The 25,023-nt window shown below is 72.8% G+C and carries 17 protein-coding genes; 15 read left to right on the plus strand and 2 right to left on the minus strand.

Features of this window, described 5'->3' with window-relative positions:
• Nucleotides 1-113: 113 nt before the first annotated feature.
• Nucleotides 114-1,457: a PLP-dependent aminotransferase family protein gene (locus ACFW9Z_RS22155; RefSeq protein ID WP_384643575.1), complete on the minus strand. Its 1,344-nt coding sequence runs from the start codon at nt 1,455-1,457 to the stop codon at nt 114-116.
• Between the two features lie 171 nt (nt 1,458-1,628).
• Between ACFW9Z_RS22155 and ACFW9Z_RS22160 the strand changes: the two genes are divergently transcribed.
• From ACFW9Z_RS22160 to ACFW9Z_RS22175, 4 genes are all read left to right on the plus strand, one after another.
• The gene (locus ACFW9Z_RS22160) at nt 1,629-2,276 is read left to right on the plus strand and encodes a LysE family translocator (RefSeq protein ID WP_384643578.1); all 648 of its coding nucleotides are present in this window, start codon (nt 1,629-1,631) and stop codon (nt 2,274-2,276) included.
• A 135-nt stretch (nt 2,277-2,411) separates the two neighbouring features.
• The gene (locus ACFW9Z_RS22165; RefSeq protein ID WP_384643581.1) at nt 2,412-2,801 is read left to right on the plus strand and encodes a cold-shock protein; all 390 of its coding nucleotides are present in this window, start codon (nt 2,412-2,414) and stop codon (nt 2,799-2,801) included.
• Nucleotides 2,802-3,029: 228 nt separating this feature from the next.
• Complete coding sequence (locus ACFW9Z_RS22170) at nt 3,030-3,668, plus strand: transcriptional regulator (RefSeq protein ID WP_384643584.1); 639 nt, start codon at nt 3,030-3,032, stop codon at nt 3,666-3,668.
• Nucleotides 3,669-3,717: 49 nt separating this feature from the next.
• Nucleotides 3,718-5,397, plus strand: coding sequence for a pyruvate, phosphate dikinase (locus ACFW9Z_RS22175; RefSeq protein WP_384643587.1), 1,680 nt, complete (start codon nt 3,718-3,720; stop codon nt 5,395-5,397).
• Nucleotides 5,398-5,485: 88 nt separating this feature from the next.
• On the opposite strand, the gene ACFW9Z_RS22180 is transcribed toward ACFW9Z_RS22175, so the two are convergent.
• Nucleotides 5,486-6,244: a DeoR/GlpR family DNA-binding transcription regulator gene (locus tag ACFW9Z_RS22180; RefSeq protein WP_384643590.1), complete on the minus strand. Its 759-nt coding sequence runs from the start codon at nt 6,242-6,244 to the stop codon at nt 5,486-5,488.
• Nucleotides 6,245-6,419: 175 nt separating this feature from the next.
• Between ACFW9Z_RS22180 and ACFW9Z_RS22185 the strand changes: the two genes are divergently transcribed.
• The 11 genes from ACFW9Z_RS22185 (at nt 6,420) to ACFW9Z_RS22235 (ending at nt 25,013) form a co-directional block, all read left to right on the plus strand.
• On the plus strand, nt 6,420-7,652 hold the full coding sequence (locus tag ACFW9Z_RS22185) for an MFS transporter (protein ID WP_384643593.1): 1,233 nt from the start codon (nt 6,420-6,422) through the stop codon (nt 7,650-7,652).
• A 3-nt stretch (nt 7,653-7,655) separates the two neighbouring features.
• Complete coding sequence (locus ACFW9Z_RS22190; RefSeq protein ID WP_384643596.1) at nt 7,656-8,270, plus strand: HAD family hydrolase; 615 nt, start codon at nt 7,656-7,658, stop codon at nt 8,268-8,270.
• Nucleotides 8,267-8,854 carry a GPP34 family phosphoprotein gene (locus tag ACFW9Z_RS22195; RefSeq protein WP_384643599.1) on the plus strand — a complete coding sequence of 196 codons (588 nt, stop codon included), beginning with the start codon at nt 8,267-8,269 and terminating at the stop codon, nt 8,852-8,854. The genes ACFW9Z_RS22190 and ACFW9Z_RS22195 overlap by 4 nt, the downstream gene beginning before the upstream one ends.
• Nucleotides 8,855-9,126: 272 nt before the next feature.
• Nucleotides 9,127-10,395, plus strand: a complete 1,269-nt coding sequence (locus tag ACFW9Z_RS22200) for an aspartate aminotransferase family protein (protein ID WP_384643602.1) — start codon at nt 9,127-9,129, stop codon at nt 10,393-10,395.
• On the plus strand, nt 10,392-11,363 hold the full coding sequence (locus tag ACFW9Z_RS22205) for an inositol monophosphatase family protein (protein WP_384643605.1): 972 nt from the start codon (nt 10,392-10,394) through the stop codon (nt 11,361-11,363). Before ACFW9Z_RS22200 ends, ACFW9Z_RS22205 begins: the two co-directional genes overlap by 4 nt.
• Nucleotides 11,360-12,397, plus strand: a complete 1,038-nt coding sequence (locus ACFW9Z_RS22210; protein WP_384643608.1) for a zinc-binding dehydrogenase — start codon at nt 11,360-11,362, stop codon at nt 12,395-12,397. Before ACFW9Z_RS22205 ends, ACFW9Z_RS22210 begins: the two co-directional genes overlap by 4 nt.
• Nucleotides 12,394-14,424, plus strand: coding sequence for a beta-galactosidase (locus tag ACFW9Z_RS22215; protein WP_384643611.1), 2,031 nt, complete (start codon nt 12,394-12,396; stop codon nt 14,422-14,424). The genes ACFW9Z_RS22210 and ACFW9Z_RS22215 overlap by 4 nt, the downstream gene beginning before the upstream one ends.
• 120 nt (nt 14,425-14,544) lie before the next feature.
• The gene (locus tag ACFW9Z_RS22220; RefSeq protein ID WP_384643613.1) at nt 14,545-16,854 is read left to right on the plus strand and encodes an aminotransferase class III-fold pyridoxal phosphate-dependent enzyme; all 2,310 of its coding nucleotides are present in this window, start codon (nt 14,545-14,547) and stop codon (nt 16,852-16,854) included.
• A complete protein-coding gene (locus ACFW9Z_RS22225) occupies nt 16,851-17,276 on the plus strand; it encodes a nuclear transport factor 2 family protein (RefSeq protein ID WP_384643616.1) in 426 nt (141 codons plus the stop codon). Before ACFW9Z_RS22220 ends, ACFW9Z_RS22225 begins: the two co-directional genes overlap by 4 nt.
• The gene (locus ACFW9Z_RS22230) at nt 17,273-23,818 is read left to right on the plus strand and encodes an amino acid adenylation domain-containing protein (RefSeq protein ID WP_384643619.1); all 6,546 of its coding nucleotides are present in this window, start codon (nt 17,273-17,275) and stop codon (nt 23,816-23,818) included. The genes ACFW9Z_RS22225 and ACFW9Z_RS22230 overlap by 4 nt, the downstream gene beginning before the upstream one ends.
• Complete coding sequence (locus tag ACFW9Z_RS22235; RefSeq protein WP_384643622.1) at nt 23,811-25,013, plus strand: cytochrome P450; 1,203 nt, start codon at nt 23,811-23,813, stop codon at nt 25,011-25,013. Before ACFW9Z_RS22230 ends, ACFW9Z_RS22235 begins: the two co-directional genes overlap by 8 nt.
• Nucleotides 25,014-25,023 lie beyond the last annotated feature (10 nt).

Genomic DNA, 25,023 nt, shown 5'->3' on the forward strand with positions numbered 1-25,023 from the left:
CTCGTAGCGGAGCTACTTGGCCATTTCGGCAACGCTGCGAGCGTGCGTGCCAGGCGTCGCGCGGCAGGCGGCAGTTTGACGACAGGCCCTAGGGCGTAAGGGCTCTCGGCGAATCAGTCCTGAGCGAGATCGTCCGGGGCGGACCGGGCGAGATCGGCGAGGGTCGTCAGAGCCCGGGTCAGGGTCTCCGTGGCGGGCGAGGCCAGGCCGAGGCGGATCGCGTGCGGTCCGCGGTGACCCCGGCCGACGGAGAACGCGGCGGCCGGGGTCACCGCGATGCCGTGCCGCGCGGCGGCCGCGACGAAGGTGTCGGCACGCCAGGGGCGCGGCAGCTCCCACCAGCAGTAGTACGAAGCCGGGTCGGCGCGGATCACGAAGTCGCCGAGATGGCTCCGGGCGATCTCCTGCCGCGCCGCGGCCTGCCGCTGCTTGGCCCGTACGAGCGCCTCGACGGCCCCGTCCGCCTGCCACTGGGCCATCGCCTCCAGGGGGAACCGCATGGGCATCCAGCCTCCCGAGCGCAGCGCGGCGGCGACCCTTCCCGTGACGTCGGGGGGCGCCACCGCGAACCCGAGGGAGAGCCCCGGGGACAGCCGTTTGGACAGGCTGTCCACGAGGACCGTCCGCTCGGGCGCACGGGAGGCGAGGGGCGGCAGATCGTCCCGGAGGAAGGACCAGACGGCGTCCTCGATCGCCTGGATCCCGCAGGTCAGCAGCGTTTCGGCCAGGTGGTCGAGCCGGTCGGCGGGCATGGCCAGCGACAGCGGATTGTGCAGGACGGGCTGTACGTAGACGGCGTGCAGCGGCTCCGCCCGGTGCGCCTCCGCCACCGCCTCGGGGATGAGCCCGGCCTCGTCCATGGCCAGCGGCACGAGGGTGACGCCGAGCTTGGCGGCGATGGCCTTGAGCACCGGATACGTCAGCTCCTCGACGCCCAGCCGCGCGCCCGGCCGCGTCAGCGCCGCGACGGCCGCCGAGATCGCCTGCCGGCCGCCTCCCGCGAAGAGGACCCGTGCCGGATCGGGGCGCCAGCCGCCCCGTGCGAGGAGGTCGGCGGCGGCCTCGCGGGTGGCGGCGGTCCCGGCCGCTCCGACCGGGGCCAGCACGGTCTCCAGGAGGGCGGGGCGCGCCAGTCTGCCCAGCCCGGCGGAGAGCAGCTCGGCCTGTCCGGGCACCACCGGGTAGTTGAGCTCCAGGTCCACCCGGCTGTCGGCGGGCTCGGAGAGCGCGGGGACCGCCGCCGCGCCGGAGGCGTCCCGTACGAAGGTGCCACGGCCCACCTGGCCGACGGTGAGGCCCCGGCGGGCGAGCTCCTGGTAGACCCGGGTGGCCGTGGAGTTGGCGATGCCGTACTTCCGGGCGAACTCCCGCTGGGTGGGCAGCCGTTCCCCTGGCTTGAGCCGGCCCGCCCCGATCTCCTCCGCCACCGTGTCGGCGACGCTCCGGTAGTCCTTCACGCATCTCACCCCTCGCACTCGCCCTGCTCGTCGCACACCTCGGGGACCAGAGTATTGCACCGAGTTCAATAGGAACATTGAACCGAGAAGCGGGAGGGTCATACACTCACATTGCCCCGACGCGGGGTGCACCAGGCCCCCTCCTTCACCGACAGAAAGCGGCCCGCAGCCATGGTTGAGCTGACCGGAGTACTGGGGGTCGCGATGGTGGCCCTGGGAATGGTGCTCACCCCCGGGCCGAACATGATCTATCTCGTCTCCCGGAGCATCACCCAGGGCAGGCGGGCCGGAGTCGTCTCCCTCGGCGGTGTCGCCGTGGGCTTCCTGGTCTACCTGCTCGCGACGAACCTCGGCCTGTCGGTGGTCTTCATCGCGGTGCCCGAGCTGTACGTCGCGGTGAAACTGGCCGGCGCGGCCTATCTCGCGTACCTCGCCTGGACCGCCCTGCGCCCCGGCGGCACCTCCGTCTTCGCCCCCCAGGACATGCCGCACGACTCCCCGCGCAGGCTCTTCACGATGGGGTTGATGACGAATCTGCTCAACCCGAAGATCGCCATCATGTACCTCTCCCTCATCCCCCAGTTCATCAACCTGGAGGCGGGGCACGTGCTGTTCCAGGGGTTCGTGCTCGGCTCCGTCCAGATCGCGGTGGCCCTCACCGTCAATCTGTCCATCGTCCTGGCCGCCGGAACCATCGCCGTCTTCCTCGCCCGCCGCCCCTCCTGGCTCAAGGTGCAGCGCTACCTGATGGGAACGGCGCTCGGCCTGCTCGCCGTCTCGGTCGCCCTGGACACCTCGGCCCCGGCCCGTTCGGCCTGAAACCGGGCCCGGGACGGACCGGTTGACAGCCCCTGGAGAAGAGTCGCTTCCTTGGGGGCCGCACGGCTACGCTCGACCCGATTCAGCGGGCGAGGTGCCCGGGTGGAGAGTGCGCTTTTTTTGGTGGGGGTTGAGATGGTGGCTGGTCGTGTGGTGCGTTTCGACAGTGCGCGGGGTTACGGGTTCATTGCCCCCGAGACCGGCGGGGACGATGTGTTCCTGCACGTCAACGACATGCAGATGCCCGAAGCACTGGTGGGTACCGGGGTGATGGTGGAGTTCGACATCGAGGACGGCGAGCGGGGCCCGAAGGCCGCGGGGGTCCGCCTCGCCGCCGGGGAGACGGGCAAGCAGGTCACTCCGTACGACGACTCGCTCTGCGATGTGCTCAGCACGGAGGAGTTCACCCGGGAGGTCACCGAGGCCCTGCTGACGGCGGCACCCTCGCTCACCGGCCAGCAGATTCTGCAGGTCCGCAACGAGCTGGCGCGGTTCGCGAAGAACCACGGCTGGACGGAGGACTGAGCCCACGGGGGTGACCTCCGGTGAGGGCGAGCGAGAAACGCGCCCTCACCGGAGGTCGCCCCTTTCTTCCTTGCCCCGCCGCACGGGTAACCGGCCTGCCCCCTTTCGGCGCTCGGGTTCACGTCGCCTCAAATTCAGATGTTCTCAACATCGGGATGTTCGTTGTATCTTGTGGTCCGAGCGGGCCGAGGCGACCCGCGATCCTCACCACACCGACGGGGCCGCACCATGACCCAGCCCGAGTCCGTTACGCCCCACCCGACCGGCACCGATCTGCTGGTGCTGCACACGCTCCGCTGCATCGGCTTCTCCGGCCTCTCCGGGGTGGCCCGGGCGGTCGGTCTCCCCGAGCCCGACGTCGAATCGGAGCTCATCGACCTCGCGGTGGCCGGACTCGTCACCCGTACCGCAGGCGACTTCGGCGGATGGGGCCTTACGGAGGCGGGCCGAGCCGCGGACGCCGAGCGGATCGCCGACGAGATGGCGGCAGCCGGAGCCCGGGCCCGGCTGACCGCGACGTTCGACCGGTTCCTGGTGCTCAATCCCGAGCTGCTCGATCTCTGCACGGCCTGGCAGCTCCGCGCCGTGGACGGCGCCATGACGATGAACGACCACAGCGACCCCTCCTACGACGCCCGGGTGCTCGACCGGTTCGCGGAGTTCCACCAGCGCGCCGAGCCGGTCTGCGCCGAGCTCTCCGCGGAGCTGCCGCGTTTCGGGCGCTACCCCGTACGGCTCGCCGACGCCCTTGCCCGCGCGAGGGCGGGCGACCTGGAGTACGTCGCGGACGACACCTCCTCGTACCACGCCGTCTGGTTCCACCTGCACGAGGACCTGCTGACCACGCTCGGCATCCCGCGCCACTGACTCCTCCCCCGCCCTCTCCTCCATCCCCTTCCGCGAAGGTGGCGCAGAGATGACCTGGATCCACCCGCTCTCGGCCGAGGTCGAGGAGACGGCGGACGTCCTCGGCGGCAAGGCGCACGGTCTGATCACGCTCCGCCGTCTGGGACTGCCCGTGCCGCCGGGCTTCGTCATCGGTACGGAGGCGTGCCGCGCCTTCCTCCGTACCGGACGGCTGCCCAGCGGCCTCGGCACCGAACTCGCGGCCGCCGTCGCCGGCCTCGAAGCCGCCACGCAGCGCAGGCTCGGCGGTCGGCGGCGGCCGCTCGCGGTCTCCGTCCGTTCCGGCGGCAGCGTGTCGATGCCCGGCATGATGAGCACCGTTCTCAACCTCGGGCTGACCACCGAGGCGACCACCGCCCTGGCCGACGAGACGGGCGACCCGCGGTTCGCACTCGACTCACGGCTGAGGTTCCTGACCGGCTTCGCCTCCGAGGTCGCCGGTGTCGGGCCGGAGAGCCTGGCACGTATCGACCGTGCCATCGCCGGGCGGACCACCGGGACGAGCCGCCTCACCGAGGCGATCCAGGACGTCGAGCGGCTCATCGCCGAGCACGGTGGCGACCCCGTCCCCGAGGATGCCGCCCGGCAGTTGGAGCTGGCTGTCGCGGCCGTCTTCTCGTCGTGGAACACCCCGCGTGCGCGGACCTACCGCAAACTGAACGGCATACCGCACGACTTGGGCACCGCCGTGACCGTACAGGCGATGGTCTTCGGCAATCGCGACCCGCGCAGTGGGACGGGCGTCGCGTTCAGCCGTGATCCCAACACGGGGGAGCATGTCCCGTTCGGTGAGGCCCTGTTCGGCCGTCAGGGCACGGATGTCGTCTCGGGTGCGTCGGTGACCGAACCCCTGAGCCGACTGGCCGACCGGGAGCCCGTGGTGTGGCACCGTCTGCTGTCCGCCCTGCGACGGCTGGAGGAGCACTACCGCGACGCGTGCTACGTGGAGTTCACCTTCGAGGCGGGCGAACTGTGGCTCCTCCAGGTACGTCCGGGGCGGTTCGTCGGGCGCGCCGGGGTCCGGGTCGCGGTCGAGCTGGCCGACGCGGGGGCGATCGGACGCGACGAAGCGCTGCTCCGGGTCTCCCCGCACCACCTCGCCCACGTACGTACGCCCCGGATCACGGCGATCGAACCCCGCGACCTCCTCACCCGAGGGCTGGGCGCCTCCCCCGGCGTCGCCGTCGGCCGGTTGGCGACCACCGCCGACAGCGCGGTGCGGCTGGCCGCCGGGGGCCCGGTCGTCCTGCTGCGCCCGGAGACCTCCCCGCTCGACATGCACGGCCTGGCGGCCGCCGCCGGGGTGGTCACCGCACGCGGCGGCCCGGCCAGTCACGCGGCCGTCGTGGCGCGGTCGATGGGGAAACCCGCCGTCGTGGGCGCCGCGGACCTCGTGGTCGACGCCGCCGCCGGTCAGGCCCGGGCAGGCGGACGTACGCTGCCCGAAGGCACGCTCATCGCCCTCGACGGGACGGGCGGAGAGGTCGTCGTCGGCGAGCCCCGCACCGCCACCTCCTCGACCGACGCGACCGACGCACACCTGCACCGCCTGCTCGCCTGGGCCGACGACGTCACGGCCGACCGGACCCCGGACCGCACCGAGTCCGAACGCCTCACCTCGGCCCACGCCGCCCTCCGCCTCCGGCGGACCGGCCGGGTTCGACAAGCGCCCGGCCCGTACGGAACGTGACACCCGGCGTCCGTCCCGTACGTCCGCCCCGTTCGTCCGTCCGTCCCGTTCGTCCGCCCCGTTCGTCCGTCCGGCTCATTCGTCCGGCTCATTCGTCCGTCGGGCGTACCACCTCGACCCCCTGGTCGCGCAGCTCCTGGACCACCGAGGAGTCGTCGGGGGCGTCCGTGACGATGAGGGCGATCTGGTCCATCGGGCAGATGCGGCCGAGCGCCGTACGGCCGAGTTTGTCGGCGGTCGCGACGAGGATCACCCGCTGTGCCGCCTTCACGGCGGCACGCTTCACCTGTACGTCGTCCAGGTTGTAGGCGGTGGCGCCCTGGGCCGGGTCGACGCCGCAGCAGCCCAGGATGAACGTGTCGAAGCACAGGTCCTCAAGCGTCTGGACCGGGGTGTGGCCGTAGAAGGAGAGCTCCTCCGGGCGCACCCGCCCGCCCGGCATCAGCAGTTGGACACCGGAGTGCCCGGAGAGGGCGAAGGCGGCGTGCAGGGAGAGCGGGGCGACCGTCAGCTGGCGGCCTGCCATGGCCTTGGCGATGGCGACGGCCGTCGTGCCGGTGTCCAGGGCGACCGTCTCGCCGTCGGTCAGCAGCTCGACCACCGTGCGGGCGAGCCGCTCCTTGGCCTCCCCGCCGGACATCGCACGAATGGCGTACGGCGGCTCGACGCCGCCGGGCAGGTTGCTCAGCGCACCTCCCCGCACCCGGCGCAGCGCGCCCCGGGACTCCAGGACCTCCAGGTCCCGGCGGATGGTCATCTCGGACGCCCCGGCGGCACGGGCCAGCTCGGCCACGGTCGCCCGGTTCTCCTTCATCAGCAGGTCCACGACGAACTTGTGTCTCTCCATGACGTTCATGCGTCTGCTTGTAGCACAGAAATGCGCCATCGTGAGCGTACGCACATCAGGACTGTTGAAACGAACGGTTGCAGTGAGTAGTGTTCAGCCGCTGTGTGAATACGCCCATGTTTCGCACGTCGATCATGTTCGTTTAACAGTCAATGATGAAACGATGAGGGGACCGATGGCCGCAACCACCAAGGCCGACCTGCCGGACGCGGGAAAGCCGCTCCTCACCACCGTCGCGGTCATCGCCTCGTGCGTGGCGTTCGTGGTGATCGGGGCGCTGCAGGCGCTCTACGGTCCGGCGATCCCGGCGCTGCGCGACGAGTACGACCTCAGCCCGGCCGTGGCCGGGCTGAGTCTCAGCGCGCACTTCATCGGCGCCCTCCTGGGTGTGCTGATCTATCACGTGCTGCGGGGGCGCCTGAACAACCGCGTGCTGCTCGGCGGCTCGTACGTGCTCATGGCGGTCGGCGCGGCCGGTTTCGCGTTCTCGCCGAGCTGGATCCTCGCCCTGACCGGCACCTTCGTCATCGGCCTGGGCTTCGGCGGCATCGACTACGGCCTGAACCAGCTCTTCGCCATCGGCTTCGGCCGCCGTAGTACCGCCATGCTCAACCTGCTCAACGGCCACTTCGGAGTCGGCGCCATCGCCGGTCCCGCCCTGATCGGCTGGCTCGGCGCGGCGAACTACCCGGCGATCTTCCTCGGCATCGGGGTGGTGTGCGTGCTCATCCTGTTCACCCTGGGCGGGGTGGCCGCCAAGGAGCCCGCACCGGTCGTCGCGGAAGGCTCCGCGAAGAGCGGGGCCCGGGTCCTTCCCATCATCATCATGTTCATCGGCATCTACGTGCTGCACGTAGCCATCGAGACCGGCGTCGGCGGCTGGGAGCCCACGCACCTCGAAGCGGTGGGTTACGGCGCCGCCACCGCGGCCACGGCGACATCGGCGTACTGGGCCGCCATGACCATCGGCCGGTTCATCGCCGCCCCGCTCAGCCTGCGCTTCTCCGCGCCGGCCATCCTGATCGTCTGCTGCGTCGGTATGGCGGGCTTCCTGCTCCTGGCGACCATCCCGGGGCTCGCCCCGTACGCCTACTGCGGTGTCGGACTGATGATCGCGCCCATCTTCCCCACCTGCCTGCCCTGGCTGAACCGCGCCGTGCCCAGCGTGGCGGCCGCCGGTGCCTATGTGATCGCCGCCTCGATGATCGGCGGCGTGGCCTTCCCGCCGCTGCTCGGCGGGGCGATCGACAACCTGGGCGTCAAGGCGCTGCCGCTGGTGCTGTTCGGGCTCGCCGCGGCCTGTGTGGCGCTGAGCCTGTGGCTGCGCAAGAACGCGCCCGACCCCAACGGCGTCTTCCGCCCGCTGGAGGCGGAGCCGACGAGCGCCCCCGCGACCAAAGGAGCCTGAGGCATGAAAGCCGTACTCTTCGACATGTTCGGCGTCATAGCGCGCGTCCAGTCACCCGAGTTGCAGGCCGTGCTGGAACGCACGGCCGGCGGCGACCGGGACCGGTTCTGGGAGGCGTACTGGTCCCAGCGCGCCCCTTACGACCGCGGCGACGTGACCGGTCCCGCGTACTGGAAGGGCGTCTGCGCCGCGCTGGACATCCCGTTCGACACGCGTCTGTCCGATGCCCTGATCGCCGCCGACCTGGCCAGTTGGAGCGAGATCGACCAGCGCAGCGTCGACCTGCTCTCCGGCCTCGCCGGCCGGGGGGTCACCTGCGGTCTGCTCTCCAACATCCCCGAGGAACTGGCCGTCCGGTACGAAACCAGCCAGCCGTGGCTGGAGCACTTCTCGGTGGTCGGCTTCTCCTGCCGCATCGGCAGCGCCAAGCCCGACCCGGCCGCCTACCAGTGGTGCGTCCGGGAGCTGGGGCTGCCCCCCGAGGAGATCCTGTTCGTCGACGACCGGGCCGAGAACGTCCGGGCCGCGCGGGAACTGGGCCTTCAGGGGCATCTGTTCACCTCCCCCGCCGAGCTGGAGGCCGCCCTGCCCACCACGCTGCGGGCCGGGCCGCGGTGACGGGCATACCGTTACTCCTCGCGCTCTGCGCCGCCGCACAGGGCTGTTTCCCGCCAACGCGCCGGGAGATCGAGACCGGGCGCGGCCTCGCGGGCGCGCTCCTGCTCCAGGGCGCGCTGGCCGGCCGGCTGGAACTGTACACGGACCGGGTCCGGGTGACCGGACCCGGCGGCACGGGCGACGCGGCGCTGGACGAGGCCCTGGCACGGATCGGCCGCGCATCCCGGCAACGGGGCCCGGCCCACTGGGTGGAGCGCCTGGGCCCCTGGGCGCTGGCACGGCTGCACCCGGGGCCGGCCCTCCGCGCGAGCGGCACCGCCCCGGGCCTGGCGCTGCGTCAGGTACGGGAGGCGGTGCGGGAGCCGACGGCCGAGCGGCTTCCGGCGGTCGCCGCGGGAGCCCTGCTGACGGCTTCCGGGCTGCACGCCGTGGGGTGGCCCGGTCTGACGGCGGCCGGGGCGGAGCAACGTACCGCGGGGGCGGTGGCCTCGCTCGGGGCCACCGGCACACTCGTGGCCCGGGCCTCGGCGGCCGTCGCCGATTCCCGGGCTTCCTCCGCCGCCGCCCTGGCCTTTTTCGGTTAGTCATTCCCGATTTTCACGGCGGACACCGAAGCCCTCCACGAATGTCGGCCAGATTGCATTCGTCGCCCAAGATCCCTCTTGTCAAGCCGGTTGGAAGTGTGTTCGTATGAGTGAGCAGGCCGTCACCGATAAACTCCCCGGCGCACAGGGTGAGAAATCTGGACCGCTCCCATACGGCATCGAGGCGTATCGCCTTCCATTGCCCTGGACGTGACGTACGTGGCTTTACGTCCGTATCTCGACGTTTTACGTGACCCGTATAAGAGGGACAGATGGATATCAAAGACGTTACCGACCACATATATTACCCCGTCAGCACCCGAAAGATGGACCGCGGCGAGGGCGTCTACCTCTACGACGAGGACGGCAGACGTTTTCTCGACTGCGCCTCGGCGACCTTCAATCTGAGCCTCGGTTACTCCCACCCGGCGGTCATAGGTGCCATGAAGGACCAGCTGGACAAGCTGGTCCACCTGACCTCCTCGTACCAGAGCGATCCGATCAACGGCCTGGTCCAGCGGCTGGTGGAGGTCTCCCCCGAGAACCTGACCAAGGTGCATCCCAAGGTGTCCGGCGGCTCGGCCGCGAACGAGGGCGCCATCAAGATGGCCCAGCTGGCGACCGGTAAGTCGGACGTCATCACCCTGTTCCGCAGCCATGTCGGCCAGACGATGATGATGACCTCGATGTCGGGCAACTCCTTCCGCCGCGAGCCGTTTCCCAACCTCTTCCCCGGCAGCCTCCAGGTGCCCGACCCGTACTGCTTCCGCTGCTTCTACGGGCAGCAGAAGGAGACCTGCGGGACGATGTGTGTGGATCGTCTGGAGGATTTCGTCGACTACGCGAGTTCCGGCCGTGTCGCCGCCGTCCTGATCGAGCCGATTTCCGGCAACGGTGGCAATATCGTGCCGCCCGACGGCTATATGCAAAAACTCCGGGCCTTCTGCGACGAGCAGAACATCGCCCTGATTTTCGACGAGATCCAGACAGGGATAGGCCGAACCGGCCATATGTTCGCGGCCCAGCACTTCGGTGTCGAGCCGGATGCCATCACCACGGCCAAGGGGCTCGGCGGATCGGGCGCCCAGGTCGCCGCGATCATCACCAATGACCGGCTCTCCGGCCTTCCGGCGAATCACCACTCCTTCACGTACGGTTCGAATCTCCTCGCGGCCGCGGCGGCAAATGTCACTCTCGATATCATCCGTCAGCCGGAATTCCTGGCGAACGTCACCCGAACCGGCAACTACATCATGGAACGCCTTGCCGACATGAAGCGCCGCTATCAGGCCATCGTGGATGTCCGGGGCGTCGGCCTCATGATCGGGTTCGAGATCGCCGAGCCGGACGGCAAACCGGCCGTGAAGCTCACCAACCATCTGGCGGAGAAAGCCATGGAACACGGCCTGATCCTGCGCACCTCGCGCTACGGGTACGGCAACGTCCTCAAGATCCGTCCGCCGCTGATCCTCACCATGGACCAGGCCGAGGAGATCTGCGACAAGCTGGAGAACCTCTTCCTCGCGGAGCTGGCCCGATGAGCGCACCGAACACGATGAAGCAGCTCCTCACCTCGCTCGGCGAGCACGTCCGCTCCGAGCTGCTGGCCTACGCGGACCGCGGCCAGGTCCGCCAGGTCCACGGCGACTCCCCCGGCGGCGACGCGCAGTTCGACGTCGACGAGGTGGCGGAGCAGGCCGTACTGGACTACCTGCGCGCCCACGCCGACGTACCCCTGGCCCTGTACACCGAGGACGGGTCGTACGTCGAGCTGGCTCCCGACCCGCAGCTCCTGCTCGTCGTCGACCCGATCGACGGCACCCGCCCCACGTCGGCCGGTCTGGAGATGGGCATGGTCTCCATCGCCGCCGCCCCCTACGGCGACGGCGCGCCCACCCTCGCCGACGTCAACGCCGCGTGTCTGCTGGAGATCAAGAGCGGCGCGTGGATCTACGGGGACGACACGGAGGGTCTGAGCAGCAGCGGCTTCACCACGCCGGTCCCCCGCCTGAGCCGGACCACCGATCTGACCCGGATGTTCTGGTCGATCGAGTTCAACGGCCACCCGATGCGCCTGATGGCCGAGGCCTACGACCACCTCGTGGACCGGTCCGCCAACACGGGCGGGATCTTCGTCTTCAACAGCAGCACCTTCTCCATCTCCCGGATCATCACCGGCCAGCTCGACGCCTACGTCGACATCGGCAACCGCGTCCTGCGGGACTGGCCGGACACCGAGGAGGAGTTCCTGAGGGTGGGGCGCGGGTCGATCCTGCACCTGTTCCCGTACGACATCGCCGCCGTCGTCTACCTGGCCCGGCTGGCCGGGGTGGTCATCACCGACGCCTACGGGGACGAGCTCGGCACCACCTCCCTCGTGGACCTCGGCCCGATGAACCAGAAGTCGTGCATCGCCGCGGCCACCCCCGAGCTCCACAAGCAGCTCCTCGAATCGATCCGCTGGGACCTCGGCCGCTCCACCCCCGCGGCCGCAACGGAGGCATCATGAAGGCCCTGACGCTCACCGCCGACCGCACGCTCGCCCTCGTCGAGCACCCCAAGCCCGAGCCCCGCGCCGCGGACGACGTCATCATCCGCGTGGCGCAGAGCGGGATCTGCGGCACCGACCGCAGTGTGCTCGTGGGCAAGTTCCCCGCCGACACCGGTGTGGTGATGGGCCATGAGGCCGTGGGGGTCGTCGACTCCGTCGGCGCCGGGGTCACCCGCTTCGCCGTCGGTGACCGGGTCATCGTCAACCCCACCCTGTACTGCGGCAACTGCCCCACCTGTCTGGAGGGGCACTGGAACTTCTGCGGCCGCAAGGCCGGCACCGAGGTCGGCCTGGACTACGACGGCTCCTTCGCGGAGTTCATCCGCCTCCCCGAGCTCTTCTGCCACGCGATACCCGAGGGCATGAGCTTCGACCGGGCCGTGGTCGTCGAACCCCTCGCCTGCGCCCTCAACAACATCGAGGCCGGCCGGCTGGCCGCCGGGGAGACCGTGGTCGTCGTCGGCGGCGGCCCCATGGGCGTCGTCACCGCCATGGCCGCGCAGCTGTACGGGGCCCGGGTGCTGCTCGTCGAGCCGGACCAGGTCCGCCGGAAGCTGGGCAGCGAGGTGTTCGAGGCCCCGGAGTTCGGGGGCCGCGTCACCCTGCACACCCCGGAGGACCCCGCTCTCGCCGAGAGCGGCGACCTGGTCGTCGACTCCGTCGGCAACCTTCTGGAGCAGAGCATCGGCTATGCGGCGCTGCGCGGGCGCGTGGTCGTCATGGGCTTCAACGACAACGCCTCCGCCACCGTGCGCCCGCTGACCCTCCTTCAGCGCGGGCTCCAGATCATCGGCGCCGGGGACTACAACAGCATGATCTTCCCCAAGGCCGTGGAGCTGGCCCGGCGGCTTCCGCTGGAGCGGGTGGTCACCCACCACTTCGACCTGGCCGACCACGAGGAGGCGTTCAAGGCGCTCGCCGCCGTCCCGGGCGCCGAGTACACCGCGCTGAAGGTCGTCCTCGTACCGCCGCGCTCGGGGGCCGAAGCGTGAAACAGTCCCCCCACACCGGCCTGGCACAGGCCCTGGTCCCCGGCTCCTCCCGGCCCGTGATCGTCGGCGAATACCCGTACTACCGTGCGGATCCCGCCAACTGGTCCGCCGATCTGGGAGAGTTGCGGCGCCTCGGTGTCGACGTGGTCTCCTGCTACCTCCCCTGGCGCTTCCACGAGATCGGCGAGGGCGCCGGGCGCTCCTTCGACTTCACCGGCCGGACCGACCCGCAGCGCGATGTGGTCGGCCTGCTGGAGCTGGCCGCCCGGGCCGGGCTGGGCGTTCTCCTCAAGCCGGGCCCCTTCATCCACGCCGAGGTCCAGCTCGGCGGGCTCCCCGACCGGCTCTGCGAGCCCCCGTACACCGCGTACCGGGGCCTGGACGGCAGCGTGCTCACCTCCCAGGGCAAGCCGCTGCCGAGCCTCCTCGACCCGGAGGTGCGCAAGGAGACCGAGGTCTGGCTGCGTGCCGTGGCCGACGAGGTGGTGGCCGGGGCCGCCGCACCGCGCGGCCCGGTCGTCGCCCTCCAGCTCGGCAACGAGGGCACCGCCGGGGACGCCCACCTCCCCGTGGACGCCCAGGACGCTTCACCGGCCGCCCGCGAGTCCTTCGCCCGCTGGCTGACCGGACGCGGCCTGCCCGACGAGGCCGCCCAGGCCACCGCGGACGTCGGCCGGTGGAGCGACGCCCAACGGCTGCTGTGGTCCCAGTGGTGCGGCCACGCCATCGTCGGGATGTGGGACGGCATGTCGGCGCTCTTCCCCGAGGGCCCCGCCCGGCTGGCCAACGTACCGCTCGCCGGTCTTTCCTCCCCCGGTGCGGCGTTCGACGCCTGGGCCGCCCGGCAGCACGCCATCCAGGGCTCCGGGCATCTGATCGGCCACACCGAGTGGGTCGGCAACCCGGCCCGTGACACCGGCGCGTTCGGCTCCCACCTGGCCGGGATCCTGCTCGGCGGTACGGATGTGGTCGAGGCCAACTGGGGGTTCACCTGGACCGACGCCTCCTTCGCCCGGCCCGCCACCCCGGTGTTCAACGCGCTGCTGGCCCTGCTCCTGGGCTCCGGCACCGTCAGCGTCTACACCGCGTGCGCGACGGCCAACTGGGGCCCCCTGGTGGACATGGACCACGACGGGATGCGCGCCGACGGCGTGGACCCGGCCCTCCACGCCCCGCCGTACAGCCCGGGAGCCCCGCTGGCCGAGGGCGGCACCCACCAGGCCAACGCGGAGGGGCTGCGGCTGCTGGCCGCGTTCCTCGACCGCTTCGGCGACGCGCTGCTCACCAGCACCCTCGACCGCGACGCGGTGGTCCTCGTCGACCGGGCGCTGCCCGAGGCCGGCGCCTGGCAGCGCACCGGCCGCACGGCCCTGGCCGAGCTCGCCGACTCCGTACAGCGGCAACTGGCCGAATCCGGACGGCTGATCGGCCTGGGCTGGCTGGACGAAGGTCCTGCCGAGGCCCCGGACGGCGGCGGACAGCTGCCCGTGGCGGTGCTGCGCGCCGGGCGTTCCGAGGACGGGGACGCGAAGGGCGGCGAGGCCGCGAAGGGCGAGCGGGCCGGGGAAGGCGGGGAGACCTCGGAAGGCAAGGCAGCCACGGAAGGCGGGGCAGCCACGGAAGGCGGGGAAGTCGCCAAGGCCGCCGACGAGTTGGCGGTCGTGGCCGGAGCCCCGGCCGAAGGAGCGGTGGCCGAATTCGTCGCCTCCTTCACCGCAGGACTCCCGGCGCCGGACGGGCAGCCGCGCTGGACGACGGCGCACCGCCGGGCAAGTGTCCTGAGCCGCACCGGCCCCGCAGGCGTCCGCTTCATCGGCGCCTTCAACCCCACCGACGGTGACGACCGGGTCACCGGCGACGACGGCGCCTGGACGCTCGACCTCCCCGCGGGCTCCGCCGCCGTGGCCGTCACCCGCGACGGTGCGCTCCTGGGGTGGCTGGCCACCCCGGAGGCACCGTCCACCACCCCCGTCTCCCTCCACTGGGACGGCGGCAAGGCCGACGCGCGACGCGTCCTGGCCTCCTGAGAACGCGGGCGGCGGGAGCGCGTACCTGACAGCGCGCCCTCCCGCCGCCCGCCCCTCGCCCTCCTGCCTCCCGCGTCGTCAACTGCCGCCGGGAGCCCTCCCCACGAGCGAGATGGCGTCATGCACCGGAACCCCCCTGCCGTACGCGGGCCCGAGCCGCACCTGCGACCGGCCGGCCCGCAGACCCTCGGCATCCTGGCCGACCTCATCGCGAAGAAGCGGCCGGTCTTCGCGATGCCGTCCTGGTTCGTCACGACCGAGGCGGCCCAAGCGGGCTGTCTCATCAGCGAGTTCGTCCGCGAGCTGGCCGCCGCGCCGCCCGGCACCCGCTACCGCAGCTTCTTCGCCAACTCCCGTTACGAGGCCCTGCACGGTGCGGTGAAGCTGCTGCGCCACCGTGCCGCCGCGACTGCCGCCACCCACCGTGGCCGCGTCCTGGTCCTCGACCCCGACGGCACCCTCACCCGCCGCGCCGACCCGCTCGGCGAGGGCCCCGAACGCGCCCTCGCCCCCGGCCTCCTGGCCCACACCACCGTGGCCTCCGCACGCGCGGCCCTGACCGGTACCGCCGTGTGCGGCCTTCTCGTACGCGCCCCCGAGCGGCTTGACGCGAACACCTTGGCGGAGGTCGCGGAGCTGGCCCGCGCGGCCCGGTCGGCCGGTGCGCGGGTCGCGCTGGACCTCAGCGACATCGGCCCCGACCACACACCGGCCCACCCCGCCGTGACCGCCCTCCGTCCCGACCTCGTCGTCCTCGGGGAGCCCCTGACCGGCCGGGAGGTCCCCTTCGGGGCGTTCACCGGCAGCGCGGACATGTTCGCCCCGTGGTCCACACCGCAGACCGGCTTCCTGCACTCCAACACCTATGGCGGCAACACCCTCGCCATGCGCGCGGTCATCGCCCGGCTGTCACCCCGCTGGGAGCGCACGGGCCCCGTACACCGCGAACTGACTGCGGCCGCCGCCGACCGGCAGGCCGCCCTCGACCTCTACGCCCGCCATGTCAACCCCATGGCGGCCCGTATGCAGCGCAAGCTCCACGGGGCGCTGAACGTCGTCCGTGCCCAGGGCTCCCGTCTCACCGTCCGCCTCGACTCCGGCCGCGAACTCGAACTGGTCGACGGGCTCTGCGGGGCGGGGCTCGGCGTGGCGGGCCACAACCCGACGGACGCACTGACCGATGTCGTACGCGGCCACGACCCCGCCCGGGACCATGTCCGCGAGCTGGAGGAGATCCTGGCCAAGGAGACCGGACTGCCCCACGCCTTCCCGGCCGTCAGCGGGGCCTCCGCCGTGGAGAGCTCGATCACCCTGGCCCGGCTCGCCCGCCCCCGGCAGCGCCGCATCATCGTCTTCAAGCACAACTACGGCGGCAAGACCCTCGTATCGCTGCTCGCCACCGCCGCCGACCGCACCCGGGCGCCCTTCGGCCCCCTCTACGACGACATCCGCTACATCGACCCCTTCACCCCGCACGCGGCGGACGAGTTCCGCAAGGAGGTGGCGGGCGGTGACGTCGGGCTCGTGTGGATCGAGCTGGTGCACGGCAGTTCCGACGCCTACGGCCCGATCCCCGGCACCCTTCTGGACGCCGTCACCGAGGGCCGGGACGCACACGGCTATCTGATCGGCGTGGACGAGGTCCTCACGTCGTACTACCGCTGCGGCACCCGTTTCGCCCACCACGGACGGCTGCCGCACATCGATCTCATGAGCCTGTCCAAGGCCCTGAGTTACGGCTGTTTCCCGACCGGCGCCGCGCTGGTCTCCCAGGAGGTGTACGCGGCCGCCCGGCGGGCCAATCCGCTCCTGGTCGAGGAGTTGCGCACCCACCACGCCCACGGGCTGGGCGCGCACTTCGCCCTCCAGGCCGTCGCGCAGGTCGACGCGCTCGGGCTCCCCGAGCGGGTGGCCGCCCTCTCGGACGTGGTGGGCGAAGGGATCGCCGCCCTGGACACCGGCCCGCGCGGTGTGGTCGGCCGCCGCTTCGCCGAAGGGCTCCTGGGACGGCTCGAACCGCGCGTGCCCGGGGTGCTGGGCCGGTTCGTGGACCCGGAGGGCGAGCGTATGACGTACGCGCTGATCCTCTGGTGGATCACCCGCGCCCGGGCCTTCGTGGTCTACGACGTCTTCCTGCTGCCGCTGACCGCCACCGAACGCGAGATCGGGCAGGTGATGCGCGGCGCCCGGCGGCTGTCCCGCACCGGGCCCGTACGACTCCTGGCGCAGGCCGCGGCCTTCGGGCTCGGGCAGCGGCTGTCCCGGCTCCTTCCCCTCCGTACCGCCGAGCGCGGCGTCCCCGCGCACGACCGCGCCATCGACGCGCCAACCGCCGACGCACCCGCCACTGACCCGGCCGTCACCGAACCGCCCGTCACCGACCCGCCCGTCACCGACGTGCCCGCCACCGACCAGAGGAGCACGACATGAGCGCGCAGAGCGTCGAAGTGGTCCGCCGCTTCTTCCAGTTGTTCGAGGAGGGGCGGCTGGCCGACATCGAGCCGCTGCTCGCCCCCGACTTCGAGTGGGTCTACCACGGGCCCGCCTCGCTCCCCTGGGCGGGCACCTACCGGGGCGTCGAGGGGTTCCGCGCGTTCTTCGGCATCGTCCGCGAGCTGATCGAGGTCCAGGAGTGCGACGCGTACGACTACCTCGACGCCGGGGACCGGGTGGTGGTGCTCGGGGTGAGCCGGACGAGGGTGCTGGCCAACGACGCGCGCTACGAGGCGCAGTGGATGAACGTCTTCACCGTCCGCGACGGGCTCATATCCCGCTACCTCGACCTCTACGACACCGCCCGCGTCGTCGAGGCCCTGGAGCGCGGCCCGCAGGAGGGGACCCCGGCCCCGTGAACGCTCCCGCCACCACGCTCGGCGCGGCCTTCACCGCCGCCGCCCGCGCCCATGCGCACCGCACGGCCCTGGTCCAGGGCGGGCTGAGCATCGGTTACGGCGAGCTGGCCGCCCGCGCCGCGTCGGCCGCAGGCCGCCTCGGCGCGCTGACGGCCGAGGAGCCCGTCGGGATCTGCGCCCACCGTTCGCCCGGCACGGTCGCCGCCGTGCTCGGCACGGTGCTGGCCGGGGGCGCGTACGTACCGCTGGACCCCGAGGCGCCCGAGGCACGCCTCCGCGGGCTCGTCGGCGACAGCGGCGTCCGCACGGTCTTCGCCGCGCCGGGCGATGCCGGTCGACTGCGTGCCGTACTGCCGCCGTACGTCACGGTCCTGCCGGTCGAGGAGCGCCCGCCCGGCCTCGGCGAGCCGCCGCCGTCCGCCCCGGGCGCGCCCGCCGGGCAGGGGCCGCGTTCCCTCGCGTACGTGATGCACACCTCGGGCAGCACCGGAGCGCCCAAGGGCGTGGAGGTGGAGCACCATTCGGTGCTCGATCTGGCGCACGCCCCCGAGGCCGCGCTCGGTCCCGGCGACACCGTCCTCCAGCTCGCCCCGCTGCACGTGGACCCCTCCGTCTTCGAGATCTGGGGAGCCCTGCTCAACGGCGCCCGCCTGGTGCTGCCGGAAGCGGTCCGGCCGGGCGTGTACGACATCGGCCGGGAGTGCGCCCGGCACGGCGTGACCGTACTGCGGCTGGCCGCGCCGCTGTTCCGGCTGGCGACGGAGCACATCACCGCCGATCTGCGCGGGCTACGGCTGTTCGTCTCGGGCGGGGACCGGGCGGACGCGGAAGCGGTACGGACCGCGCTGCGCGAGCTGCCCGGCTGCCGGGTCGTCAACGGTTACGGCCCCACGGAGACCACGGTCTACGCCTGCTGGCAGGTGCTGGACAAGCCCCAGGCGTACGAGGCCGAATGGCGGGACGACGTACCCATCGGCCGCCCCTTCGCCGGGGCCACCGCACACGTCCTGCGCCCGGACCGGACCGTGGCGGCGCCGGGCGAGGAGGGGGAACTCTGCGTCGGCGGTACCGGCGTCGCCCGGCGGTACCGGGGGCAGGGGCGGCTGACCGCCGAACGCTTCGTTCCCGAGCCGGGGCGGCCGGACCGTGCCGCGTATCTGACGGGCGACCGGGTGCGGTTGCTGCCCGATGGGGCGCTGGCCTTCCTCGGGCGCTTCGACGACCAGGTCAAGATCCGCGGTCACCGTGTCGAACCCGCCGAGGCGGAACGGGCGTTGCTCACGCACCCGGCGGTCGGCGAGGCGGCGGTCGTCCCGTACGGCGCCCCCGGAAGCCGTCGACTGGCCGCGTTCGTGGTCCTGACGCCGGACCCCGAGGCCGATGAGCGGGCGCTCCTCGACCACATCGCCGCGATGCTGCCGTCCCCGGCGGTCCCGGCGACCGTCACCGTGCTGCCGGTGCTCCCGGCCACCGCCAACGGCAAGACGGACCGCCGGATGCTCGCCGTGTACGCGTCCCGGGGGGTGGGGGGCGGGGCCGTGGGTTCCGGTACGGCGGGTTCCGGCGCGGCAAGGCACGGTGCGGCGGGGTCCGGCTCGGTGGACACGGGCTCCGGCGCCGGAGCCGGGGGTGGCACCGGAGCCGGGCTCGGGCCCGGGCCCGAGGCCGGGGGCGCCCGTCCGGAAGCCGATGAACGGACAGCCCATGCCCGGACAGCCGGTTCCCGGACAGCCGATCCTCAGACGGCCGGAGCAAGGAAAGCCGAAGCGGAGAGCGCTGAAGCCACGACCGCCGCCCTCCGCCCCCTCGCCGCCCACTGGCAGGCCGTCCTCGGCCGCCCCGTCGGCCCGGACACCGACTTCTTCGCCGTGGGCGGCGACTCCCTGGCCGCCATGGCCGTCCTCGCCCGCATCGAGCGCGACGAGGGCGTCAGCCTCACGGTCGCGGACCTCTTCCGGGCGCCCACGGTCCGTGCCTTCGCGGACCGCGTGGCCGCCGCCACCGCCGGGGTTCCGGCACCGGCGGCGCTCCCGCACGAGGACACCGCATGGCTGCGGCTGACGCCCGGCCAGGAGGGGATCTGGTTCGAGCAGGAGGCCGCGGAGAGCAGGGAGCGTTACGTCATCGGGCGCGGGTTCCTCGTCCGGGGACCGCTGCACCTGCCCAGGCTACGGGCGGCCCTGACCCGCCTGGGGCGGCGGCAGGGCGCCCTGAGGACCGTCGTACGGCGTGACGCGGACGGCTGGCGGCAGAACCTCACCGCCGACCCGGGTACGGCACTGCGCCACATCGACCTCACCGCCACCCCAGGCTCGGCACCCCACCACACCGATCCCACCACCGGCCCGGCTGCCGACCAGGAGGCCCGGGCCCGGGAGTTGGTCGCCGAGCAGATCGCCGCGGGCCCGGACGCCGACGGCCGTACCCCCCTCCTGCGCACCCTCGTGCTCACGCTCGGCCCGTCCCGTACGCTCGTCCACTTCGCCGTCCACCACGCCATCGCCGACGACTGGTCCCTGGACGTCTTCCTCGCCGAGCTCTCCGTCCTGTACCGGGACCCGGAAACCGACGGCCTGCCACCCCTGCCGCTGCCCTACCCGGACCACCTGCGCCACTCCCTCGCGCCCCGCCCCGAACGCCTCGCCGCCGCAACGGACTTCTGGCGTTCCGCGCTCGCGGGCGAGGCCGCCGCGCTGGACCTCGTCACCGACCGTCCCCGGCCCGCCGTCCTCAGCGGAGCGGGCGACCGGGTGCGGCTGCGCATCGGCCGTCGGCAGATGGCACGGCAGGCCGAGGCCGCCCGTCGGCACGGCGTCAGCCCGTACATGTTCTGTCTCGCGGGTGTCTACACCGTCCTCGCGGCCCACTCCGAACGGGACGCCCTGTGCCTGGGCACCCTCGCCGCCGGGCGGGACCGGGCGGGGACCCAGGACCTCGTCGGCTGCTTCGTCAACCTGCTGCCCGTACGCGTCGAGGCGGACGCCGGTACGTCCGTCGGCGCGCTGCTGGCCGGTATCCGGGCCGCCACCGCCGAGGCGCTGCGCCACCAGGACGTGCCGTTCCAGGCGGTGGGGCGGGAGCTGGCCCCGGCCACCGCGGCCCGTGCGGCGGTGCCGTTCCAGGCCGTCGTCAACTACCGGCAGCGCCCGCCGGGAGCGCTGGACCTCGACGGCGCGCGGGCCACCCCCTGGACGGCCCGGGACCGTACCACCGCCACCTTCGAACTCGCCTTCTCCTTCCACGAGTCGGACGAGTCGGACGGTGGGCTCGATGTGGAGGTCGAGTTCAGCACCGATCTCTACAGCCGTGCCACGGCGCACCGGCTGGCGGGTCAGCTGGTCGCCGTACTGGACCGGCTGGCGGACGGCGATCCGCCGCTGCGGGACGTCGAGCTGTTCGAGCCCGGGGAGTACGAGCGGCTGCTCCGCGCCCCGGAGCCGCCCCCCGCCGGAACGGAGACCACTCTCCCCGCGCTCGTCGCCCGGCAGGCCGCCGCCCGGCCCCACAGGACCGCCGTGGCCGACGCCCACTCCAGCCTCACCTACGCCGAACTCGACCGGCTCACCGGCACCGTGGCCGCCCGGCTCTCCGCCCGGGGCATCGGGCCCGGCGACCGGGTCGCCGTCTGCCTGGAGCGCTCCCCTCTCCTCGTCACGGCCCTCCTCGGCGTACTCAGAACCGGTGCCGCCTATGTGCCGCTCGATCCCGCGTACCCGGCCGAGCGGTTGCGGCACTGCGTCGAGGACTCCGGGGCCGTGGCGCTGGTGTGCGGCAAGGAGCTCTCCGACACGCTGGCCCGGCGCGTCTCCGACCGGCCGTCCGCACCGCCGGACGGAGACGTACCACCGGTCCCGGACTCCGTACCACCGGCGCCGGACTCCGTACCACCGATCCTGGACATCGACGCCCTCACCGCGCCCGCCATCGACGCCCTCGCCGCGCCCGCCGGGGAGCCGGGCCCGCGCCCCGGCGTTCCGGTCGATCCCGGCTCGGCCGCGTACGTCATCTACACCTCCGGCAGCACCGGCCGCCCCCGGGGTGTCCCGGTCCCCCACCGGGCGGTCGTGAACACGCTCCTGGGGTGCCTGGACCGGCATCCCTTCACCGAGGACGACGTCTGGCTGCAACTGACCTCGCCCGGCTTCGACGTGGCCGCCTTCGAGCAGTTCGCACCGCTCGTGCACGGGGCCACCCTCGTGTACGCGGACGACGCCACCCGCGCCGACGGGCACGCCCTGACCCGCACCCTGCGCACCGCGGGTGTGACGGTCATGGTGACCGTGCCCTCGCTCCTGCGCGCCCTGGACCGGCCGGACCTGGCCGGGGTACGGGTGCTGCTCGTCGCCGGGGAGCCCGCCGACGTCCACGACACACGGCACTTCGCCCGGGACCGGGTCGTGGTGAACGGATACGGGCCCACCGAGGCCGCCATCCTCGCCACCACCCACCGGGCGGAGCCGCGGGACCGCCTGGCCCGGGTGCCGGTGGGGACCCCGCTGCCCGGCACGGCCGCGTACGTGGTCGACCGCCATGGACGGCTCGCGGCCACCGGAGTGCCGGGAGAGCTGTGGCTCGCGGGCGCGGGGCTGGGGGACGGCTACTGGAACGACCCCGAGCAGACCCGGCGGCTGTTCACCACCCACCCCGCTCTCGGCCCGGCCGGCCGCTGCTACCGGACCGGCGACCGGGTACGGCGGCTGCCCGACGGGAGCATCGACTACCTCGGCCGCCTCGACCACCAGGTCAAGATCCGCGGCTTCCGCGTCGAACTGGGCGAGATCGAGGCCGCGTTGACGGAGCATCCCGGGGTCCGGCGGGCCGTCGCGGTCCTGCTCGGTGCGGGGGCCGAGGGCGAACTCGCCGTCGGCTATGTCGGCCATGCCACCCCGGCGGAGGCGCGCGAGCACCTGGCGCGGCTGCTGCCCGCCCATATGGTGCCGCGCCTGGCCGTCCCCGTCGACGCCGTCCCGACCGGGAGCCACGGCAAGGCGGACCGGAAGGCCCTCGGCGCCCGGCTGGCCGCAGTCCGCGGCCTGCCACCGGGCGGCGGCACGCACAGTGCGGCGAACGGGACCGAGCGGCGGCTGCTCGCCTTGTGGCAGGAGGTCCTCGACGGCCCGGTGGGCTCGCCCGAGGACGACTTCTTCGCGCTCGGCGGGCACTCGCTGCGCGTCATCCGTCTCCTCGGACGTATCGAGCGGGAGTACGGCGTCCGGATCGCCGTGCCCGACTTCCTGGCCGCCCCGACCGTACGGGGCGTGGCCCGCCGTCTGGACGCGACGGGACCGGCGGCGGTCACGGCCGGTCCCGTGGTCGGCCCCGAAGACGCCCGGCTCGATCCGGCGGTCGCCTTCACCGTGCTGCCCGAGCCCGCCGCCCCGCACGACACCGTGCTGCTGACCGGCGGAACCGGCTTCGTCGGCGCCCATGTGCTGGCCGAGCTGCTGGAGCGTACGACCGGCCCGGTCCTGTGCCTGGTCCGGGCGGCGGACCCGGACGCCGCGCGTCGGCGCCTGGCCACCGCCCTGCGCCGGTACGGGCTGCGCCCCGACGCGGACGACCCACGGATCGTGCCGGTCCCCGGCGACCTGGCCCTGCCCGGTCTGGGGCTCGCCGGGACGCGCTGGGAGGCGGCGGTGCGCGAGGCGGCCGCCGTGTTCCACCTGGGCGCGCAGGTGCACCATCTGTCCGGATTCCAGCATCTGGCGGCCGCCAACGTCGGCGGCACCGCCGAACTGCTGCGGATCGCCTCGGAGGGCCGCCCCGCCCGCTTCCACCACATCTCCACCCTCGGCGTCTTCACCGAGAACGTCTTCACCGAGAGCGTCTTCGCCGACGGCAGGGCGTCCGCGCGCACCATCACCGAGGCCACCTCGACCGCCCACGAACGCCACCCGCGCGGACGCGGCTACGCGGCCGGGAAGTGGGCGGCGGAACAGCTGGTCGTCCAGGCCCTCGGCCGGGGCGCCGACGCCCGGATCTACCGGCTCGGCCGGGCGGGCGGCAGCACGACGGGCACGATCAGCGAGGACGACTTCCTCAGCCGTCTGCTGATCACCTCCGCCCTCCTCGGCTGCCACCCCGACGACCCCCGCCTCGCCACCGACGCGCTCCCCGTGGACACGATGGCGCGCGCCCTGGTGGCCCTCGCGGGGTCCGGCGGGCGGCCGGGGGCGGTGCACCACCTGCACCACCCGCGCCGGACCCCGCTGGCCGAGCTGGTCTCCGTACACGACCGGCGTACCGGCCGTACGACCCCGCCGGTCCCGCTGGAGAGCTGGCTGCACCGGCTGGACGAGGCCGAGGCGGCGGGCCGGGCCCTGCCCGCGCTGGCCTACCGCGAGCATCTGCGCGATCTGCTCGGCGGCCCGGCCCCGGGCCGCCCCGCCGACCACCGCGACCACCGCGACCACCGCGACCACCACCGTAACGACGCCACCCTCGCCGCCCTGCACGCCCTGGGCATCACCCCGCCCGCCCTGGACGACGCGCTCGTCGGCCGCTGGTGGGAGAACCTCGACCGGAGCATCCGTCATGTCTGACCCCGTCGGCCCGCACTACCCCATGGCCCGTCAGTGCCCCTTCGCACCGCCCCAGGAGGTGACGGACGTCCGCGAGGCGGGCTCCGTGCCCCGGGTGACGCTGTGGAACGGGGTGCGGCCCTGGCTGTTCACCCGCTACGAGGACGCCCGCACGGTCCTGTCCGACCCGCGTTTCAGCGCCGACAAGAGCCGCCCCGGCTACCCGCTCTCCAGCGCCGTCGCGCTGGCCGAGACCTCCGTGGAACCGACGCTGCTCGTCATGGACAACCCCCGGCACGATGCCGTACGGCGCCTGGTGCTGGGCGAGTTCACCGTCAGGCGGGCCGAGCTGTGGCGCCCCGCCGTGCGCGCGGTGGCCGAGGAGTGCCTGGACCGGATGGCCAAGGGGACCGAGGCCGAGCTGGTCGCCGATCTGGCGCTGCCCGTGGCGCTCACCGTCATCTGCGAGTTCCTCGGGGTGCCCTTCGAGGACCGTGAGCTCTTCCGGGAGCTGACCCACACCATGAACCTCGTCGCCGGGAGCACGGACAGCGCCGCCGCCGCGCGCCAAGCCCTCCAGGACTATCTGGAGGACCTCGTGGCCGCCCGCGAACTGCGCCCCCAGGACGACTTCATCAGCCGGACGGCGGCCCGGCACCTGGCCGACGGGACGATGGACCGCCGCCAACTCGCCGCCATGGCCCTGCTGTTGCTCACCGCGGGCCACGACACCACCGCCAACATGATCTCGCTGGGGGTGCTGACCCTCCTGCGCCACCCCCGGCACTTCGCGGCCCTCGGCTCCGACGAGGACCCCCGGCTGCTCGCCGACACGGTCGAGGAGATGCTGCGCCACCTCACCGTGGTGCAGCGCGGCATCCGGCGGATCGCCGTCGAGGACGTGGAGGTCGGCGGTCACCTCGTCCGGGCCGGGGAGGGCGTGATCGCCGCGATCAACGTGGCGAACCGGGACCCGGAACGCTTCACCGCCGGGGAGGAGTTCGACCCCCGGGCCCGGGCGCACGGCCATCTCGCGTTCGGATACGGGCCCCACCAGTGCATGGGTCAGTCGCTGGCCCGGGTGGAGCTCCAGGAGGTCTACGCCGCCGTGGCGCGCCGGATGCCGACACTGCGCGTGGCGGTACCGGCGGAGGAGATCCGCTTCAAGTCCGACATGGCCGTCTACGGAGTGCACGCCCTGCCCGTGACCTGGTGACCGGCTCCCC

Origin of the sequence: Streptomyces sp. NPDC059452, from assembly GCF_042750035.1 — a bacterium.
In the GTDB taxonomy this organism is placed as follows: Bacteria; Actinomycetota; Actinomycetes; order Streptomycetales; family Streptomycetaceae; genus Streptomyces.